The sequence below is a fragment of the Alkalihalophilus pseudofirmus genome (assembly GCF_029094545.1).
Taxonomy (GTDB): domain Bacteria; phylum Bacillota; class Bacilli; order Bacillales; family Bacillaceae_D; genus Alkalihalophilus; species Alkalihalophilus pseudofirmus.
On sequence record NZ_CP117835.1, the window covers coordinates 1119522 to 1138456 of the forward strand.

Below are 18935 nucleotides of genomic sequence, written 5' to 3' on the forward strand. Positions count from 1 at the left end.
TGAGGTCGGTTCTATTCATGAAAAAGGAGATAAAAGCGGATTTAACGCGGAATTAAGTAATTTTTGGGTTGACCAATCTAAATTGCTATATTATAATTTGTAAAGACGTGCACTTCGGATGGATGTGCCGTTTGAGTTGGTTGTTTCGGAGGGAGGGAAATAAAATGGCAGAAACTCGTGTTCGCAAAAACGAATCGATTGATGCTGCACTTCGTCGCTTCAAGAGATCACTCTCTAAAGAAGGAACGTTGGCTGAGGTTAAAAAGCGTAAGCACTACGAAAAACCTAGTGTTAAGCGTAAGAAGAAATCTGAAGCAGCAAGAAAACGTAAGTTCTAAAGAAGTGAGAGGGTGTATTCATTGAATCTTCTTGAACGGTTGAACGTAGATATGAAGAATGCGATGAAGAATAAAGACAAGCAAAAACTCTCTGTCATCCGTATGGTAAAGTCGTCGTTGCAAAACGAGCAAATTAAGCTCGGACGTGAGTTGACGGACGATGATAGCCTTACGGTGCTGAATCGCGAACTGAAACAACGCAAGGATTCCCTCCATGAGTTTGAACAAGCAAACCGTGAAGATTTAGCTTCCAAGCTGCGTGATGAAATCGCTGTGCTTGAGGACTATATGCCAGAACAGCTTTCTGAAGATGAAGTTTCTGAGATCGTTAAAGAGACGATTGCAGAAGTGGGTGCTTCCACTAAAGCAGACATGGGTAAGGTCATGGGAGCAATCATGCCTAAGGTTAAAGGAAAAGCTGATGGTGGTCTTGTGAATCGTCTTGTGCAACAACACTTATCATAAATGACACAAATGCCTCGTTTCTATTGTTATAGAAGCGAGGCATTTTTTAATTGAGCTTGTCCTAAGTGGAACTCCGTTTATCATTCATGATAAGATAATGATGCATTCTAAAAAAAGTTGAAACTTTTATTAATCTACACCGTAAATCTAAATATGACAAATGAGAAAGGAGGTTAGATAGTGAATAGACTTAGGCTCAACATTTCTCTTCTATTTATTCTTTGTGCACTGCTGCTCATTCCGCTTCAATCCTTTGTTTATAGTGAGACGAATACCTCAGATGATACCGTAGTTTATTACATACCAGTTGAACAAACCGTCGAGAGAGGATTGGCGGCTTTTATGCAGCGCTCGTTTCAATCGGCAGCTGATGAAGGGGCAGACTATATTATTTTAGAAATCCATACCCCGGGAGGAGCGGTCGATGCAGCTGGAGAAATTGCTCGGCTGATGCAAAATACTGATATACCGATTATCGCTTTTGTAACAAAAGAAGCGATATCAGCAGGTGCGTATATTGCCTTAAATGCTGATGAAATTGTCATGGCCCCAGGAACGACGATGGGAGCTGCAGGAGTGATAGATGGAGCAGGGAATGCTGCAGAAGAAAAAGCCCAGTCATATTGGCTGGCTGAAATGCGGGCAGCTGCCGAATTAAATGATCGAGATCCTCTTTATGCATTAGCCATGGCCGATCGCTCCATTGAAATCCCTGATCTTGGTGTGAGTGATGAAGAGTTTCTAACTCTTACCCCAAGCGAAGCGTTTGAGGTAGGTTATGCAGAAGCGATTGCTTCTAACCGTGCTGAGTTGATCGAATATCTTGGGCTTGAACAAGTATCAGAGCGTGACATGCAAGTCAGTTTTGCTGAACAGATTGCGAGATTTGTGACCCACCCTGTTGTCATTCCGATTTTATTATCAATTGGAAGTCTTGGACTTGTGTTAGAGTTGTATTCTCCAGGCTTTGGGGTGCCAGGCTTTATGGGACTATTAGCTCTTGGACTGTTCTTTTTTGGTCATTTGTTCGCAGGGTTTGCCGGATGGGAATCGATTTTATTATTCGGCATAGGATTTCTGCTTATCATGATTGAAATATTTATACCGGGATTTGGAATCTTCGGGGTCCTTGGGATAGGGGCGGTTATAGGAGGAATGCTTTTAGCATCTTTCTCAATGTCATCGATGGTTATTTCGATTTTTATTGCTGTAATCTTAACAGCCATTGGAACCGTCTTTATCTTTAGATACTTTGGTAATCGGGGCCCGTGGAAAAAATTGATCCTCACAGATTCAACGAGCAGTGAAAAAGGATATATCTCAAATCATACACGAGCGGAGCTTCTCGAGATGGAAGGCGAAACATTAACGCCTTTAAGACCTTCAGGTTCTGCGGTTTTTAGTGGTGAACGCCTTGACGTTGTTTCTGAGGGAGGATATATTGAACAGGGTAGGAAAATCCAGGTTGTCTATACGTCTGGTTCGCGAATTGTCGTTCGTGAAGTAAAAAAGAACTCATAATTTAAAGGAGGAAACAAAATGGTATTAGATCCAGGTAGTATTGGTTTATTAATTGGGCTGGGGATTTTAATTATTTTCCTAGCAGTGCTTTTCACATTTGTACCAGTTATGCTGTGGATTTCTGCATTAGCTGCAGGAGTTAAAATCGGCATTTTTGAATTAGTAGGGATGAGGTTACGTCGAGTTATCCCTGCACGTGTTGTAAACCCGTTAATTAAAGCGGTTAAAGCAGGTCTTGACCTTAGCACTTCTAAATTAGAGGGACACTACTTAGCAGGTGGTAATGTTGACCGTGTGGTAAATGCGCTAATTGCTGCTCAACGTGCAAACATTGATCTTAGTTTCGAACGTGCAGCAGCAATTGATCTTGCAGGTCGTGATGTATTAGAAGCTGTTCAAATGAGCGTTAACCCTAAAGTAATTGAAACGCCATTCATTGCCGGTGTGGCGATGGACGGGATTGAAGTTAAAGCTAAAGCGCGTATTACTGTTCGTGCAAATATCGACCGACTTGTCGGTGGTGCTGGTGAAGATACCGTTATCGCACGTGTAGGTGAAGGGATTGTATCTACGATCGGTTCAGCTACTAACCACAAGAAGGTGCTTGAAAACCCAGATATGATCTCACAAACCGTTTTATCAAAAGGTTTGGATGCTGGAACAGCATTTGAAATCTTATCTATTGATATCGCGGACATTGATATCGGCAAAAATATTGGTGCTGAATTACAAACCGATCAAGCGGAAGCAGATAAGAAAATTGCACAAGCGAAAGCCGAAGAGCGTCGTGCAATGGCTGTAGCTCAAGAACAAGAAATGAAAGCACGAGTAGAAGAAATGCGTGCGAAGGTTGTTGAAGCGGAAGCGGAAGTTCCTATGGCATTATCCGATGCCCTGCGTAAAGGAAATATGGGAGTTATGGATTACATGAACTACCAAAATGTGATGGCTGATACAGACATGCGTGGGTCAATCAGTAAAGCAACAGGAGAAGATGACTCAAACGAGAAGCGTGGGCAATAATGCATCTCTCTTCTTGTAACGGAAGGAGGAGAACGTAGTGGAGTCTCTGTTTGATTTTATTTTCTCAAACCTCTTTTTTGTCGTTTTAGTCATCGGTGGGATTATGAGCTTCTTTAACCGGATGTCTAGTGGCGGTGAAGAAGGTGAACAACAGAATCGACCAGGAAGGCAGCAACAACCGCCGCCTGGTCAAAGGCAGCAACGTCAAGAAGAACAGGTTGATTGGAGAGAAATCTTTAAGCAGGAACAACCGCAAGCTAGGACGGAGCAGGGTCGTCCTGAGCCTCGTTTTGAAGAAAGGCCGGTATCTTTTGAGCCTGTCTCACAACAAAAAGAAGTAGCTGAAGGGGTCGATCGTCAGCAAGAATTGTACGACCGTTATGAACGCTTAAAAGATAAGAAGCGTGAAGCGGTCAATCAATTTGAACGAACAGTACCACAGAAGCCTGCTGAGGGAAGTGAGAAGCGTTCGAAGTTGGATCTAGAGCTTAACCGGCTTTCAAATAAAGAAGCAATGAAAGCAGTTGTTTGGGCTGAGGTGTTAGGGAAGCCTAGAGGGAAGAATCCTCATCAAACCTTTTCGCAAATAAGACGTCAGAGATAAGAGAAACCCGTACAGAATTCATCTGTACGGGTTTTTTTGTGTGAAAAAATAAATGGAAAAGAGAAATAAAGTGATAACCGGCACAGCTCCTACATAAAAATGAGAGAAGGGGAGGGTCGTGCCATGAAAAAGATTAGACAGCAGATGAGAGTGTGGATGACGAAAAACATGCAGCTGCCAGCAGATGTCATGATGGATCTGCCTCGAATTACAATGATTGGCCAGCTACATATTTATATAGAAAATCATCGAGGGGTCCTCCGATTTTCAAACCAAGAATTAAGGCTCTTGTTAAAACAAGGGCAGCTTCTGATAAAAGGAGATCAATTTGTTATTAAAACTATTTTGCCAGAAGAGCTTCTGCTTGAAGGGCGGATTGACCAAGTCATTTATTTAAATGAGCAATAGTTAGAAGAACTAACATATGTAAAAGGGGGGACCGGGCATGCGGAATAATTGGGTGCAGGCATGGAAGGGCTATGTTCGAGTGAGGGTGGATGGTGCATATCCGGAAAGGTTTTTAAACCGCTGTATTGAAGAAAGGCTCTCCATTTGGAAGATAAAAAGAGTCGGCGATGAGCGTATTGTCTTTTATATGGATATTGAAGATGCTAAGAAAATCAGGCCATTGCTTAGAAAAACCGATTGTAAAGTAACGTTTGCTGAAAGAAAAGGGACTCCTGCTGTTCTTCGTAAAGTAAGTTTGCGAGCAGGGTTTGTAGCTGGACTGGCTGCTTGCTTGGCAGTAATCATTGTTCTCTCAAATATGGTATGGAAGGTCGAAGTGGAAGGGGCTTCTCCCCATGTTGAACACGAGTTAAGGCAAGTAGTCGCGGAAATGGGAATTAAACCTTGGACCTTTCAATTTTCGTTGCCAAGTGTAGAACAAATTCAGCGGGATGTGACAGAACAGGTAAGCGGGGCTACGTGGGTTGGTGTGCGTCAAAAAGGGACTACCTATCAATTTGAAGTAGTTGAACAAAAGTTGCCTGAAGAAGCTGAAAGGGTCAGTCCGAGACACCTGGTGGCCAAAAAGAAAGCGATCATCCATGATATTTTTGTAGAGCACGGACAAGCGCAAGTGAAACCAAATGATTTTGTGGAAAAAGGAGATATGTTAGTAAGCGGCGAGATTGGTAAAGAAGGAAAAACGGAGATTGTCGCTGCAGTAGCTGATATTCGTGGTGAAATTTGGTATAAATCGACTGCTTCAATCCCTATAGAAAGGCTTTTTACAACACTGACAGGAGAATTAAAAAATCGCCATTATCTTTCTATGTTTAATATTAACATTCCTTTTTGGGGTTTTAGATCCCATGAATTTGAGCAGGTTCAAGAATTTTCCGAACAGAAGGAATTTCACTTTTTTAAATGGACTCTTCCTTTGAAGTATACGCGTAAGGAATTTCGTGAAACCTCATCATATAACCGCACGTATACAAAAGAAGAAGCAATTGAAGAGGCTAAGCGTATGGCGCGAGTTGAACTTGTCAGCCGTCTGCCTCAAGATGCGGAAATCATTGGTGAAAAAGTTTTGCACGAAGCCTTAGAGAATGGTAAAGTTAAATTAAAGATTCACTACCAAGTACTAGAAGATATCACATCGGCACAACCGATCATTCAAGGGGATTGATGTTATTGTCAGAGACGAAGTCGATTCAACTAGAAGTTAAAAACACAAATGAGACACAAGCGCTTCTCGGTCCAAATGATCGACATTTAAAGCGTTTAGAAGACCTTCTTGACGTTTCTATTGTAACAAGAGGTGAAGAAGTGTCTGTTAGTGGAGATTCCACTATGATAGAAGTAGTAGAAAAGGTATTGGCGAGCTTTGTTAAGCTTATTCGTAAAGGGATTTCTTTGTCTGAGCGAGATGTCGTATATGCCGTTGAACTTGCAAAGCGCGATCAATTAGATGAGCTGCATGAATTATACGAGGAAAAAGTAGCAACAAATGCAAAAGGGAAAGTGATCATTGCTAAAACGCTAGGTCAGAGGCATTATGTATCTGCGATCCGTAAGCGCGATATGGTGTTTGGTATTGGTCCTGCAGGTACTGGTAAGACCTATTTAGCAGTGGTTTTAGCAGTAGCTGCTCTAAAAGATGGACATGTTAAACGAATTGTTCTCACTCGGCCTGCAGTTGAGGCGGGAGAAAGTTTAGGCTTTCTGCCAGGTGATTTAAAGGAAAAAGTTGATCCGTATTTACGGCCGATCTATGACGCCCTTCACGATGTGTTAGGCGTTGAGACTACGACTAGACTTATGGAGCGCGGAACAATTGAAGTGGCACCGCTTGCATACATGCGTGGGCGAACGTTAGATGATGCATTTGTCATTTTAGACGAAGCACAAAATACGACCCAAGAACAGATGAAAATGTTTATTACACGTCTTGGTTTCGGCTCAAAAATGGTTATTAATGGCGATTTAACGCAGATTGACTTGCCAAAAGGGAAGAAATCTGGTTTGAAAGTAGCCATAGAATATTTGAAATCAGTAAATGATATTGGTTTTATTTACTTGCAAGCATCAGATGTTGTCAGACATACGCTCGTACAGAAAATCTTAGATGCGTATGAAAAAGAAACGGGGAAAGTTGAATAGCAAGCAGTAGTGGTCACACCTAAGTGAACGCTTCAATAAGACCCTCGCTTGACGAGGGTCTTCTCTGTTCATTCACCTTGTTTATCAGCCTGCAAAAATGCAATACATACTGCCGATTATTTATGAGAAGGGGGGAGAGCCCTTGAGAAAACGATTTTCAATTGATCAGATCCCTTGGTGGAAACGAGTACGCGATCATAGATACATACGTACCATTTTATTTATCATTTTGGCTGTTTTCTTATATACATCAATGATTGGAAATATTATTCCGGAGACCTTAGATATCCGACTTTCACAAATCGCCGATCGTGATATTCGATCGCCAATTACGACGGAAAACAAAATCGAAACAGAAGAGAGACGGAGTGAAGCCACGGAGGCTGTCAGTCCTGTATATGAGTTAAAGCGGGAATATGCTGAAAATCAAGTGGTGAAAGTAAATGATATATTTGAACTAGTCAGGCGTGTTGCCCTTGAAGAAGAGGAACCGGTTGAAGGGGTAGAGGAAGCTGCCACAGAAGAGGAAAAAAGAGAGGAGCAGCTAGCCTATATTCAAGAAGTTCTCTCGTCTGGGACAAGCAATGATTTATCAGAAGAAACGCTCCTGACTTTAATGGAGGCAACAGAATCACAGCTCCGTATAGCCCAAGAGGCAACGGCAAATGCTGTATATGAAGCGATGGGTGAGCAGATCTCCATTCGCAACCTCCAAGATGTTAAACAATCAGTAGATGAACAATTTGCGATTTCAACAGTAAGCAATAGACTACTTGAAGCCATGATTGAAATTGCACAATTTGCTATTATCCCTAACTATATTTATGATTTAGAAGCAACAGACAGACAGCGTCAAGAAGCGAGTGACTCCGTAGAACCAGTGATGATCCGCGAAGGTCAGCTCTTAGTTAAAGAGGGAGAGATTATTGACTACGAGATCTATGAACAGCTGAGGGTTGTTGGATTATTAGATGATTCTTTTAATCCTTATCCATATATCGGGCTGGCGCTTTTAGTTCTTTTAATCGTAGGAATGCTCGCCTATTATTTAAAGGAAGCGAAAACAACGGTTCAGCATAATAACAGTCACCTTGTTTTGTTTATGTTGATTTTTATTGTGACTCTACTATTTATTAAGATGTCCAGCTTGTTAGAAGGCATAGGACTTATCGGTATTGGATTTATTGTTCCTGTAGCACTTGGTGCCATGCTGTTAACTACATTAATTCATCCACGCATTTCATTGTTTTCTAGTGTACTTTTTGCCGTGATTGGAAGTATTTATTTTAATAATGAATCTGTTGGCACGTTTAACTTTACTTACGGGGCGTATATGCTGTTAAGTTCATTTGCGGCAACCTATTATTTAAGCCAGTCGGCAAGAGTTTCAAGAATCTTACGTGCGGGATTTTTTGTCTCTTTCATCAATATCTTAGCTATTATTTCACTGCTGTTTATGAGAACAGTTCAAAGCGGTTGGGTTGAGATAGGCCTGCATATTGGTTTTGCTTTTCTATCAGGGTTTCTTGCTGCAGTCCTTGCTATTGGACTGATGCCGTTTTTTGAAGCGGGATTTGGCATTTTATCCCCGTCGAGGTTAATTGAACTTTCAAGTCCTAACCAGCCCCTGCTTAGAAAAATATTGACAGAAACACCTGGGACGTATCATCACAGTGTCGTAGTCGGCAATTTAGCTGAAGCGGCATGTGAAGCAGTTGGAGAAAACGGCCTGCTTGCCAGAGTCGGAGCCTATTATCATGATTTAGGGAAAACGAAAAGGCCGCAGTATTTTATTGAAAATCAACAAAAGATGGCTAATCCTCACGATCAGCTTTCACCGCTTGAGAGTGCAAAAATTATTATAGATCACCCATATGATGGAGTGCGTCTTTTACGAGAACATAAAATGCCTAAAGAAATCATTGATATAGCTGAACAACATCACGGGACAAGCTTGCTGAAGTTTTTCTACCATAAAGCAAAGCAAGATTCAGAAGAAGAAATAAAAGAATCACAATTTAGATACCCTGGGCCGAAACCGCAATCGAAAGTGGCCGCTATCGTTATGATTGCAGACAGTGTTGAAGCTGCGGTTAGGTCAATGCAAAATCCTACACCAGAAGGCATTGAATCATTAGTGAAAAAGATCATAACAGACAAGCTTGAAGATGGGCAGTTCGATGAATCAGATATAACCCTTAGGCAGCTTAGCCAAATTGCGCAGACGATGTGTGAGACATTAAACGGTACATTCCATCAACGAATTGAGTACCCAGACGAGTCTGCTAAAAAAGGAGAGAAAAAAGAATGAATTTGACGATTGATCTACATGATGAAACGGGTACACTTAATAGTGAACAAGAAAATATAGTGACGAAATTGATTACAAGTGCCGCAGAATATGAAAGATTAGATGGAGAAGTAGAACTTTCTATTACGTTTGTTGATGAAAAGAGAATTCAAGAGATTAATGCAGAGTACCGAGGAAAGGATATTCCGACTGATGTGATTTCATTCGCATTAAATGATGAAGTGGAAGATGAAGCAGATATGATTATGGAAGGAATGCCTAATGCACTCGGCGATATTATTATTTCTGTTGCTCATATTTCAAGACAGGCAGAGGAGTATGGACATTCCTTTGAAAGAGAGCTGGGTTTTCTAGTGGTCCATGGTTTCTTGCACCTTCTTGGATACGATCACATGACAGAGCAAGATGAAAAAGCGATGTTCTCACGTCAAGAGGAGATCTTAAGCGCATATGGGCTTACAAGATAGGAATAAACGCGGATTTACTCGCCTGTTAAGATCTTTTGGCTATGCTTATCAAGGCTTAAGGCATGTGTTTGTAAATGAACAAAATATGCAAGTGCACGTGTCTTTGGCGGCTTTCGTTATCTTGCTGGCTTTCTGGCTGGATTTAACGCGCTTAGAATGGCTGTTTTTATTAGTAATTATAAGCGGTATATTCGCACTTGAAATAATGAATACAGCGATCGAAAGAACAGTTGATCTAGTGACTGAAGAGTATCATCCGATAGCAAAAAGAGCAAAAGATGTTGCTGCATCTGCTGTGTTTGTGTATAGTATTTTTGCTGTCATCATGGGAATCATTCTCTTTGGCCCGCATCTGCTCGAGAAATTTCTTTGATGAATCAAATTAAAGCTTTTTAGCATATTCTGCGCGCAATCAGGAGAGGAGATCCTCTTTAAATGTGGAAGAGATTTCAAAAAAATATTATTGCAGGGATCATTTTTTTACTGCCCGCCATAGCGACCATCTATGTCATCCAATTTCTTTTTACATTAGTAGATTCTTTTTTAGGTTCATTTATTACTGGTATTTTAAAAGCACTAAATATTATTACTACCGTTGACAGCCGAATTTACTTCTTAGGAGTCTATACACCTTTTTCAGAGCGGCTGCTTGGAATAGGGTTTGTGCTGACCATTATCCTGCTTACATGGGTAGGTGCGCTTCGACTAAGAGGACGTGGAGTGAAGGTACTTGATTCGATTGATCAGACGTTTAGAAAAATACCGATTGCTAACTCTATTTATACATCGGTAGAACAAATTATTCATGCGTTTGCTCAAGAGCGTACATCGTTTCAAAACGTTGTACTTGTAGAATATCCGAGAAAAGGTTTATACACGGTAGGCTTTCAGACTGGTGAGTCGAAGGGAGAAGTCCAGCGGGTGACTTCTAAAGAGTGTATTAATGTATTTTTACCCACTACCCCTAACCCTACGTCTGGATGGCTGCTGCTTGTACCTAAGGAAGATGTTATTAAGCTTGATATGACCGTTGAACAAGGTCTAAAATTTATTATTTCTGGTGGGGTAGTTGTGCCTCCAGACAGAGAAGTTCAGGATGAACAGACAGAAGCGATTGTGGATAAAGAGAAAATGTTGGTACAATTACGCTCAAAACAAGAGGACCATTAGAAGGGACGAGAACAATGGATAAACAACAATTAATCGAACTAGCTAAAGAGGCACGTGAGAATGCTTATGTACCCTACTCGAAATTTCAGGTAGGAGCAGCGCTCTTAATGGAAGATGGTACCGTGTTTAAGGGAGCGAATATTGAAAACGCTTCTTACGGTTTAACAAATTGTGCGGAAAGAACAGCATTATATAAGGCGTACTCGGAGGGCAATAGGAAGGTTGCTGCCATTGCGGTAGTAGCTGATACAGACCGTCCAGTGCCGCCATGCGGGGCTTGTCGTCAAGTAATGGTGGAATTAATTCCGCCCAATGCGCCCGTTTACTTAACAAATTTAAAAGGAGACATTAATGAAATGTCTGTTTCAGAATTATTGCCAGGAGCATTTACAGCGGAGGATATGAATGAATAACACACCAAAAGGATTTAAATCAGGATTTGTTTCAATTATTGGAAGACCGAATGTGGGAAAATCTACACTCTTAAATTATGTTATAGGCCAGAAGATTGCCATCATGTCAGATAAACCCCAAACAACACGAAATAAAATTCAAGGCGTGTATACAAGCAATGAATCACAGGTTGTTTTTATTGATACACCTGGGATTCATAAGCCGAAGCACAAACTAGGCGATTTCATGATGAAAGTGGCTCAAAACACTCTGCGTGAAGTTGATTTAATTCTTTATGTAGTTGATGCGGGTGAAGCGTTTGGTTCTGGTGAGGAGTTTATTATTGAGCGATTAAAAGAGACAAAAACACCGGTCTTTTTAGTGATCAATAAAATTGATAAAGTGCAGCCGGATGATTTATTAGGTATTATTGAAACCTATCGTACGAAGTTTGATTTTACAGAAGTGATTCCAGTATCTGCCCTTCAAGGCAGCAATGTTCCTACGCTGATGGAGCAAATTGTTGACCACCTTGAAGAAGGTCCTCAGTACTATCCGAGTGACCAAGTTACCGATCACCCTGAGCGTTTTATCGTTGCTGAATTAATCCGTGAAAAAGTATTACATCTTACACGGGAAGAGATCCCTCACTCAGTAGCTGTAGTGATCGAACAAATGAAGCGCAGGGATAATGATATGATTTATATCGGAGCAACGATCATAGTGGAGCGTACGTCTCAAAAAGGGATTATCATTGGAAAGCAAGGAAGCATGCTTCGTGAAGTTGGAAAGCGAGCACGAGGAGATATCGAAGCGCTGTTAGGCTCTAAAGTCTTCTTGGAGCTTTGGGTTAAAGTTCAAAAAGACTGGAGAAACAAATCAACCCACCTCAGAGACTACGGCTTCAAAGAAGATGAATATTAAAAAGAAAAGTGGAAGCGACTGGTCTGGCATGCGGTAAAATGAGGGGAAGCGATTTGAAGGCGTTTTTTGACTTCAATTGATGCACCGTTTTTACCCGCAGGACAAGGAGCTGCAGTTGGACAAGAAAAGCGAAAGCGACTAGTCTGGCATGCGACTTTTGCTTGATTTCAAATAAGCACTCTTCTGCTACAAAGTTGTAACATAAAATCTAAACAACTTTCACAATGGCTGGGCGTCTAGCCATTGTGTTTTTGTTTCGAAACGATTATGATGAAGACAAATAGAATTTCAAAAAAATAACAACTCTGTTTGTCAAGGTGTATAAATTAACAATTTTTCTCTAACATGAATTTTGCAAACAAGGTCAACCTAGAGATACAGAGCGTTTAAGTCTTGAGAGAAAGGTGGAAATTGAGATGCTCGATTTTTCCTGGAAGGTTTTTTCAATGACTGGCAATTTGGATACGTATTTACTGATTAAAGAACTTGAGCGCGGCCATGAAGATGAAGTGAGCCAAGAAGACGTTGATAATATTGACACGTTAGACGCGCAAACTCATTGACCTTGTTTGCACCTCACAATGTGAATGTGTGGTGATAAGCAATGATGCAAAAAGTAGAAGCTATTGTTATTCGAACGAATGATTACGGCGAATCGAATAAAATTGTTACGTTATTTACAAGAGAAAGCGGCAAAGTAGGAGTGATGGCCAGGGGTGCTAAGAAACCTAAAAGCAGGCTGGCTGCCATATCTCAATTGTTTATTCATGGACTGTATTTGTTTCAAAAAAGCAACGGTCTCGGGACGTTAAATCAGGCAGAGATGATTCATTCTTATAAAGAAGTAAGGAATGACTTATTTTTAGCTTCCTATGCAACGTATGTCGTTGAATTAATTGATAAGCTTACGGAGGAGAAACAGCCTAATGAACCGTTGTTTCATTTATTGCAGCAAACGTTGCTTTATTTAGATGAAGGTATTGATCCTGAAGTGTTGCTGCGTATATTTGAAATGAAAATGATGCAAGTGGCTGGAATTACACCTGAGCTTGATCAATGTGCGAATTGCGGAAGTACTGAAGTACCATCAGGCTTCTCTATAAAAGAAGCTGGCTTTCTTTGCAAAAAATGCATCCATAAAGATGAGCATGCCTTTAAGATCACTCCTCATACAGCTAGACTGCTGAGGTTGTTTTATTACATTGATTTGAGTCGTTTAGGGGAAATATCCTTAAAAGATGAGACTAAAAAAGAGTTGAAATTAATTATTTCGGCTTATTATGATGAATATTCTGGTGTAACACTGCGTTCAAAACGATTTCTCGATCAGCTTGAACGCATGGGTGATTTTAAACCTTATTGACACAACAACTGAAATTCAGTATGATGCTAGTATTATATGGTGCATTGACGGAAAGAAGTACAATTAAGTCCTGTTGAAAGCGAACCTAGGGTGGTGAGAGCTAGGGCAGCAGTTTAATTGGAAGGCGTTCCTGAGCATAACGGTGAAAGTGATTCACTTCGTTTTTCTGAGTGAATAAATAGGGTGGAACCGCGGGAGAAACTCTCGTCCCTATGTCGATAAGTCGACATAAGGACGAGAGTTTTTTTCTTTCATCCTACCTCGTTTCTTTCACCTTGAAATGAACCTTGAAATGAACCTTAAAATTAGGTTTTACGAACTATTAAGGAGGAATTAGTATGAATGTCCAAACAATGATTTTGACATTACAAGAATTTTGGTCAAAGCAAAACTGTATGATCATGCAAGCGTATGACACTGAAAAAGGGGCTGGTACGATGAGTCCGTTTACGCTTCTTCGTACAATTGGTCCTGAGCCTTGGAATGTAGCTTATGTGGAACCATCACGTCGTCCTGCAGATGGTCGTTACGGAGAGAATCCTAACCGTCTTTATCAACACCATCAATTTCAAGTTATTATGAAGCCATCTCCAACTAATATTCAAGAGCTGTACCTTGACAGCTTAAAGGCACTAGGGATCGACCCGCTAAAACATGATATTCGTTTTGTTGAAGATAATTGGGAAAATCCGACTTTAGGATGTGCGGGCCTTGGATGGGAAGTTTGGTTAGACGGCATGGAAATTACACAGTTTACGTATTTCCAACAAGTAGGGGGTATTGAAGCAAACCCAGTTTCTGCTGAAATTACATATGGTTTAGAACGTTTAGCCTCCTATATTCAAGATAAAGAAAATGTGTTTGACCTTGAGTGGGTAGAAGGATTCACGTATGGTGACATTTTTAAACAGCCTGAATATGAGCATTCAAAATATACATTTGAAGTATCTGACAGCCAGATGCTCTTCTCCTTGTTTGGAACATATGAACAAGAGGCAAAACGCGCACTAGATGAGAACCTAGTATTCCCAGCCTATGATTATATTTTAAAATGTTCTCACACGTTCAACTTATTAGATGCTAGAGGTGCGATTTCTGTAACAGAGCGAACAGGATATATCGGTCGAGTCAGAAATTTAGCCCGTACTGCAGCGAAGCTTTATTATGATGAGCGTGAGCGTCTAGGGTTTCCAATGTTAAAAAAGGGGGATGCAGAGAATGAGTAAACGTGATTTTTTATTTGAACTTGGCCTTGAAGAACTGCCAGCCCGCTTTGTCACAGATTCAATGAATCAATTAAAGAATAAAGTGAGTGATTGGTTAAAAGAAGAGCGTCTTGATTTTGATGCAATTGAAGCTTTCTCAACACCGCGTCGTTTAGCCATTTATATAACAGGATTAGCAGAGAAGCAGCCAGATGTAGAAGCAGAAGCAAAGGGTCCTGCTAAGAAAATTGCTCAAGATGAGGAAGGGAACTGGTCAAAAGCTGCTCTAGGTTTTGCAAGAGGTCAAGGTGTAACAGCAGATGATCTGTTTTTTAAAGAGCTCAAGGGTGTAGAGTATGTGTATGCTAAGACGTTTACAGCAGGCAAGAAAACGGTTGAGTTATTACCAGCCTTAAAATCAATTGTCACTTCTATGCATTTTCCTAAAAACATGCGCTGGAATCAATATGACCTGCGTTTTGCGCGTCCAATTCAATGGATGGTTGCCCTATATGGGGAAGAAATTATCCCATTTGAAATAACAGATGTCAAAACAAGCAATACAACAAGAGGTCACCGTTTCCTAGGGGAGGAAGTGAAGTTAGATACTCCTGCTGACTATGAAACAGCTTTATTAGGCCAGTATGTTATCGCTAGACCAGAAGAGCGCAAACGCGCGATTCGCAACCAGATTGAATCAATGACAGAAGGAAACGGCTGGGTTATTCCGATTGATGAAGACTTATTAGAAGAAGTAACGAATCTTGTTGAATATCCTACTGCTTTATCAGGTACGTATGACGATGCATTCTTAGAGATTCCTAAAGAAGTGCTTATAACCTCAATGCGTGAGCATCAACGTTACTTCCCAGTGGAAGATACAGAAGGGAAACTTTTGCCTCACTTCGTAACGGTGCGTAATGGTGATCATCAGCATCTTGAAAATGTCGCAAAAGGGAATGAAAAAGTTCTGCGTGCACGTCTTTCTGATGCGGCTTTCTTCTATGCAGAAGATCAAAAGCTCAAGATTGAAGATGCGTTAGGACGTCTTGAAAACATTGTATACCACGAGGATCTGGGATCGATTGCTGATAAGGTTCGCCGTGTTCGTAAAGGCGTCACTTCTATCAGTAAGCTTGTTGCTCTTGATTCTAACGAGCAAGAAGTGGCAGATCGTATTGCTGAAATTGCAAAATTTGACCTTGTCACTCAAATGGTCTATGAATTTCCTGAGCTTCAAGGACGTATGGGTGAAGTATACGCTGGGCTGATCGGTGAGCCCGTTGAGGTTACAGTAGGCATTAAAGAGCATTATATGCCTAAATTTGCTGGAGATAAGAGCCCTTCGACAAAAGCATGTACTGTTGTAAGTTTGGCTGATAAGCTAGATACCATCGTCACATGCTTTGCGATTGGTCTTATTCCGACAGGTTCACAAGATCCTTATGCTCTGAGAAGACAAGCAGCAGGAATTGTACAAATGATTTCTGATTATGATTTTGATGTAAAAATCGATAATTTAGTATCGGCAAGTCTTGATGTTGCTGAGGAGCGCGGTTTATTGAAGCGGGACCGAGAAGATATTACAAAAGAGGTTATGGACTTCTTCTCACTTCGTATAAAAAATGCATTGCAAGAAAAAGGAATCCGTTATGATGTTACCGATGCTGTTTTAACGAGTGAAGCGATTCATGTACCAACAACCGTAAAAAAAGCAGAACTATTAATGGGACAAGTATCCCAACCAGCATTTAAGAAAACCGTAGAAGCGCTAAGCCGTGTAACGAATATCGCTAAAAAAGCAGAAACGGCTGTAGAAATTAAGCCTGAACTATTTGAAAAAGAAGAAGAGAAAGAACTATATAGACAGTATGAGTCAGCTCAAAAAGAAGTGCAGATTGCTCTGGCAAAAGGGGATGCATCTCGTGCATTTAAGAGCCTGCAATCGATTGAGCCAAGTATTCATGCTTACTTTGATCATATTATGGTTATGGCAGAAGATGAAAAAGTGAAACGTAATCGTTTAGCGCAAATGCTTGAATTATCGGCTGTAATCCGTGCCTTTGCTAACTTCCAATCTATTGTGTTTAGCTAACCAATGTAAAACCAGCTAAGTACTTGAGCGTTTTTTGTGTAAAAAGCTGACTATATAGTATATAATATTGGGGATAAAGCATAACACATTTGTGTGTTGAAGGCGGTGGAAACAATCGAACTCACAAATCGGCAAGAACATATTGTAGACATTGTGAAGCAAAATGGGCCTATTACAGGTGAACAAATCGCAGAGCGTCTTTCCTTAACGAGAGCAACTTTGCGTCCGGATTTAGCAATTTTAACGATGGCTGGTTATTTAGATGCCAGACCGCGAGTAGGATATTTTTATACCGGTAAAACAGGTACAGAGTTACTTGGAGAAAAAGTTAAAAATATCACCGTAAGGCATTATCAATCACGCCCAATTGTGGTGCAGGAGTCATCCTCTGTATATGATGCTATTTGTACAATGTTCCTAGAGGATGTTGGGACATTGTTTGTCACAGATAAACAAACAACGCTCGTTGGTGTGCTGTCTAGAAAAGATTTATTGCGTGCAAGTCTAGGAAAACAAGCATTAGAATCAATTCCAGTTAGTATTATTATGACAAGAATGCCAAATATAACAGTTTGTAAAGAAGACGATCTCATTATTGAAGTAGCAAAGAAGTTAATTAATAAACAAATTGATGGACTGCCTATCGTTCAAGACGTCGATTATGGTTCTGGCTACGAGGTCATTGGCCGAATCACTAAAACAAATATAACTTCGCTGCTCGTAGATTTAGCAAACGAAGAAACGATCTAGGGAAGCACGGATGTAAGGAGGTCATGATGGTAGAAATGAAGCAACGTCCTGTTGTATATGTCGTCTCTGATTCTGTAGGCGAAACTGCAGAACTAGTGGTTAAAGCTGCTGCGAGCCAATTTAATGGTGCGGGTGTAGAAGTTCGCCGGATTCCATATGTAGAAGATACGGGAACCATTGATGAAATTATTTATTTAGCCTCACAGGCAAATGCTTTAATTGCATTTACGCTCGTTGTACCTGAAATCAAGAATTATTTGATTGAACGTGCTGCAGCTAAAAATGTAGAGACAGTAGACATCATAGGACCTATGTTGAATAAAATTGAAACGTTAACAGGCAAAGAACCAAGATATGAGCCTGGTCTTGTATACCGTCTTGATGAAGATTACTTTAGAAAAGTAGAAGCAATTGAATTTGCTGTAAAGTATGATGACGGGCGTGACCCAAGGGGAATTATGAGAGCAGATGTGGTGTTAATCGGGGTGTCGCGCACATCTAAAACGCCGCTTTCGCAATACCTCGCTCATAAGCGTTTGAAAGTAGCTAATGTTCCTCTAGTCCCTGAGGTGGAACCGCCGCAAGAACTCTTTAAGATCTCTGCTAAGAAATGTATCGGATTAAAAATTTCACCTGAGAAATTAAACGATATCCGTGCAGAACGCTTAAAAGCGCTAGGGTTAAAAGCTCAAGCTAATTATGCGAATATCGAGAGAATCAAAGAGGAACTTGTCTATGCTGAAGATGTAATGAATCGAATTGGATGTCCGGTCATTGATGTCTCGAATAAAGCAGTAGAAGAAACTGCAAATCTTATTTCAAGTATGTTTCAACGTAAGTAAGTACCAAGAAAGGCACCTTTAGGTAAAAGGTGCCTTTCCTTTGTACGCTCTTATGTAAAATGATCTTATTTGTAATGTTTATTAAATACCACTAGTCAAATGATTCAAAGTTCCGTATAATAAAGAATTGTGTTCTTATTTGTATAAGAAAGAATGGATTATAGAAAAAAAGAACGATTATTTTTAAAAAGTCAAGACTTTTTCTTGTTTTTTTGGTAATGATAGTAAAGAAGAATGTGTATAAATAGCTTATTGATAAAAAAAACATGACAATTCATATCATTCGACAAGAAACAGCGAAATTCTTTAAAATGTTTGCAGGAATCTAAAAGAGGATGTTGAATTGAAGTTATGAGCGAACTTATTGTTAAGGTATTTGTAGATGCAGATTCATGTCCTGTAAAAAAGGAAATTGTGTCGATCTGTCAGAAGTTTAACCAATCAGCTGTTTTTGTTTCCTCGATTGCACATGAAATGAATGTGCCTGATGGGTTTACGCATGTATCGGTTGATTCAGATAAAGAGGCTGCAGACATGTATATACTTAATCAATCGAAGCGTGGAGATTGCTGTGTTACGCAAGATCATGCATTAGCTTCTATTCTTTTGTCAAAAGGGGTCGATGTATTATCACCCAGAGGGTATGTATATCGTGAAGAAACCATTATGCAGATGCTTGATGCCCGTTATCTTTCACAAAAAGAAAGGCGTAAAGGCGGTAAAACAAAAGGGCCTCGTGCTTTTACAGAAGAAGATCGCTCACTTTTTTGTCATCAATTTACAAGGATTTTATCAAAAAAAGCAGGAAAATAGCAAAAAAGCTCGAACATATATTACACTCATCAGGAAAGAAATAT

At 40.3% G+C, this 18935-nt stretch carries 21 protein-coding genes; all 21 read left to right on the top strand.

Translation table 11 applies throughout. From position 1 onward, the window contains the following. The first annotated feature begins 164 nt into the window (after positions 1 to 164). The 21 genes from rpsU to PQ478_RS05860 all read left to right on the top strand — a co-directional run bounded on the left by rpsU (position 165) and on the right by PQ478_RS05860 (position 18891). Positions 165 to 338 (top strand): 30S ribosomal protein S21, encoded by a 174-nt coding sequence (gene rpsU, locus PQ478_RS05760; protein ID WP_003323311.1) that lies wholly within the window; start codon positions 165 to 167, stop codon positions 336 to 338. Positions 339 to 359: 21 nt separating this feature from the next. Continuing rightward, a complete protein-coding gene (locus tag PQ478_RS05765) occupies positions 360 to 803 on the top strand; it encodes a GatB/YqeY domain-containing protein (protein ID WP_012958138.1) in 444 nt (147 codons plus the stop codon). A gap of 180 nt (positions 804 to 983) precedes the next feature. Beyond that, positions 984 to 2324: an NfeD family protein gene (locus tag PQ478_RS05770; RefSeq protein WP_289236128.1), complete on the top strand. Its 1341-nt coding sequence runs from the start codon at positions 984 to 986 to the stop codon at positions 2322 to 2324. An 18-nt stretch (positions 2325 to 2342) separates the two neighbouring features. Further along, on the top strand, positions 2343 to 3347 hold the full coding sequence (gene floA, locus PQ478_RS05775) for a flotillin-like protein FloA (RefSeq protein ID WP_012958140.1): 1005 nt from the start codon (positions 2343 to 2345) through the stop codon (positions 3345 to 3347). Between the two features lie 37 nt (positions 3348 to 3384). Continuing rightward, positions 3385 to 3951: a YqfB family membrane protein gene (locus PQ478_RS05780; RefSeq protein WP_289236129.1), complete on the top strand. Its 567-nt coding sequence runs from the start codon at positions 3385 to 3387 to the stop codon at positions 3949 to 3951. Positions 3952 to 4074: 123 nt separating this feature from the next. Next, entirely contained in the window at positions 4075 to 4359 is a 285-nt protein-coding gene (gene yqfC / locus PQ478_RS05785; RefSeq protein WP_012958142.1) for a sporulation protein YqfC, read from the top strand. A 37-nt stretch (positions 4360 to 4396) separates the two neighbouring features. Further along, complete coding sequence (gene yqfD / locus PQ478_RS05790) at positions 4397 to 5584, top strand: sporulation protein YqfD (RefSeq protein WP_289236130.1); 1188 nt, start codon at positions 4397 to 4399, stop codon at positions 5582 to 5584. Then, entirely contained in the window at positions 5584 to 6558 is a 975-nt protein-coding gene (locus tag PQ478_RS05795; protein ID WP_041822273.1) for a PhoH family protein, read from the top strand. The genes yqfD and PQ478_RS05795 overlap by 1 nt, the downstream gene beginning before the upstream one ends. 142 nt (positions 6559 to 6700) lie before the next feature. Beyond that, the gene (locus PQ478_RS05800; protein WP_289236131.1) at positions 6701 to 8869 is read left to right on the top strand and encodes an HD family phosphohydrolase; all 2169 of its coding nucleotides are present in this window, start codon (positions 6701 to 6703) and stop codon (positions 8867 to 8869) included. Continuing rightward, positions 8866 to 9336, top strand: a complete 471-nt coding sequence (ybeY, locus tag PQ478_RS05805) for an rRNA maturation RNase YbeY (protein WP_075683686.1) — start codon at positions 8866 to 8868, stop codon at positions 9334 to 9336. Before PQ478_RS05800 ends, ybeY begins: the two co-directional genes overlap by 4 nt. Beyond that, a complete protein-coding gene (locus PQ478_RS05810; protein WP_012958147.1) occupies positions 9320 to 9709 on the top strand; it encodes a diacylglycerol kinase family protein in 390 nt (129 codons plus the stop codon). Before ybeY ends, PQ478_RS05810 begins: the two co-directional genes overlap by 17 nt. Before the next feature lie 62 nt (positions 9710 to 9771). Continuing rightward, a complete protein-coding gene (locus PQ478_RS05815) occupies positions 9772 to 10506 on the top strand; it encodes a DUF502 domain-containing protein (protein WP_289236132.1) in 735 nt (244 codons plus the stop codon). A gap of 14 nt (positions 10507 to 10520) precedes the next feature. Continuing rightward, positions 10521 to 10919, top strand: coding sequence for a cytidine deaminase (locus tag PQ478_RS05820; protein ID WP_012958149.1), 399 nt, complete (start codon positions 10521 to 10523; stop codon positions 10917 to 10919). Continuing rightward, positions 10912 to 11823: a GTPase Era gene (era, locus tag PQ478_RS05825; RefSeq protein ID WP_012958150.1), complete on the top strand. Its 912-nt coding sequence runs from the start codon at positions 10912 to 10914 to the stop codon at positions 11821 to 11823. Before PQ478_RS05820 ends, era begins: the two co-directional genes overlap by 8 nt. Before the next feature lie 416 nt (positions 11824 to 12239). Then, on the top strand, positions 12240 to 12386 hold the full coding sequence (locus PQ478_RS05830; protein WP_012958151.1) for a YqzL family protein: 147 nt from the start codon (positions 12240 to 12242) through the stop codon (positions 12384 to 12386). 41 nt (positions 12387 to 12427) lie between these two features. Beyond that, positions 12428 to 13186: a DNA repair protein RecO gene (recO, locus tag PQ478_RS05835; protein ID WP_289236133.1), complete on the top strand. Its 759-nt coding sequence runs from the start codon at positions 12428 to 12430 to the stop codon at positions 13184 to 13186. A gap of 338 nt (positions 13187 to 13524) precedes the next feature. After that, on the top strand, positions 13525 to 14412 hold the full coding sequence (gene glyQ, locus PQ478_RS05840) for a glycine--tRNA ligase subunit alpha (protein WP_012958153.1): 888 nt from the start codon (positions 13525 to 13527) through the stop codon (positions 14410 to 14412). Beyond that, a complete protein-coding gene (gene glyS / locus PQ478_RS05845; RefSeq protein ID WP_289236134.1) occupies positions 14405 to 16486 on the top strand; it encodes a glycine--tRNA ligase subunit beta in 2082 nt (693 codons plus the stop codon). The genes glyQ and glyS overlap by 8 nt, the downstream gene beginning before the upstream one ends. A 105-nt stretch (positions 16487 to 16591) precedes the next feature. Beyond that, positions 16592 to 17236 (top strand): transcriptional regulator CcpN, encoded by a 645-nt coding sequence (ccpN, locus tag PQ478_RS05850; RefSeq protein WP_022626847.1) that lies wholly within the window; start codon positions 16592 to 16594, stop codon positions 17234 to 17236. Positions 17237 to 17262: 26 nt separating this feature from the next. Further along, positions 17263 to 18078 carry a pyruvate, water dikinase regulatory protein gene (locus tag PQ478_RS05855; RefSeq protein WP_012958156.1) on the top strand — a complete coding sequence of 272 codons (816 nt, stop codon included), beginning with the start codon at positions 17263 to 17265 and terminating at the stop codon, positions 18076 to 18078. A gap of 351 nt (positions 18079 to 18429) precedes the next feature. Next, complete coding sequence (locus PQ478_RS05860) at positions 18430 to 18891, top strand: YaiI/YqxD family protein (RefSeq protein WP_289236135.1); 462 nt, start codon at positions 18430 to 18432, stop codon at positions 18889 to 18891. The last annotated feature ends 44 nt before the right edge of the window (positions 18892 to 18935 follow it).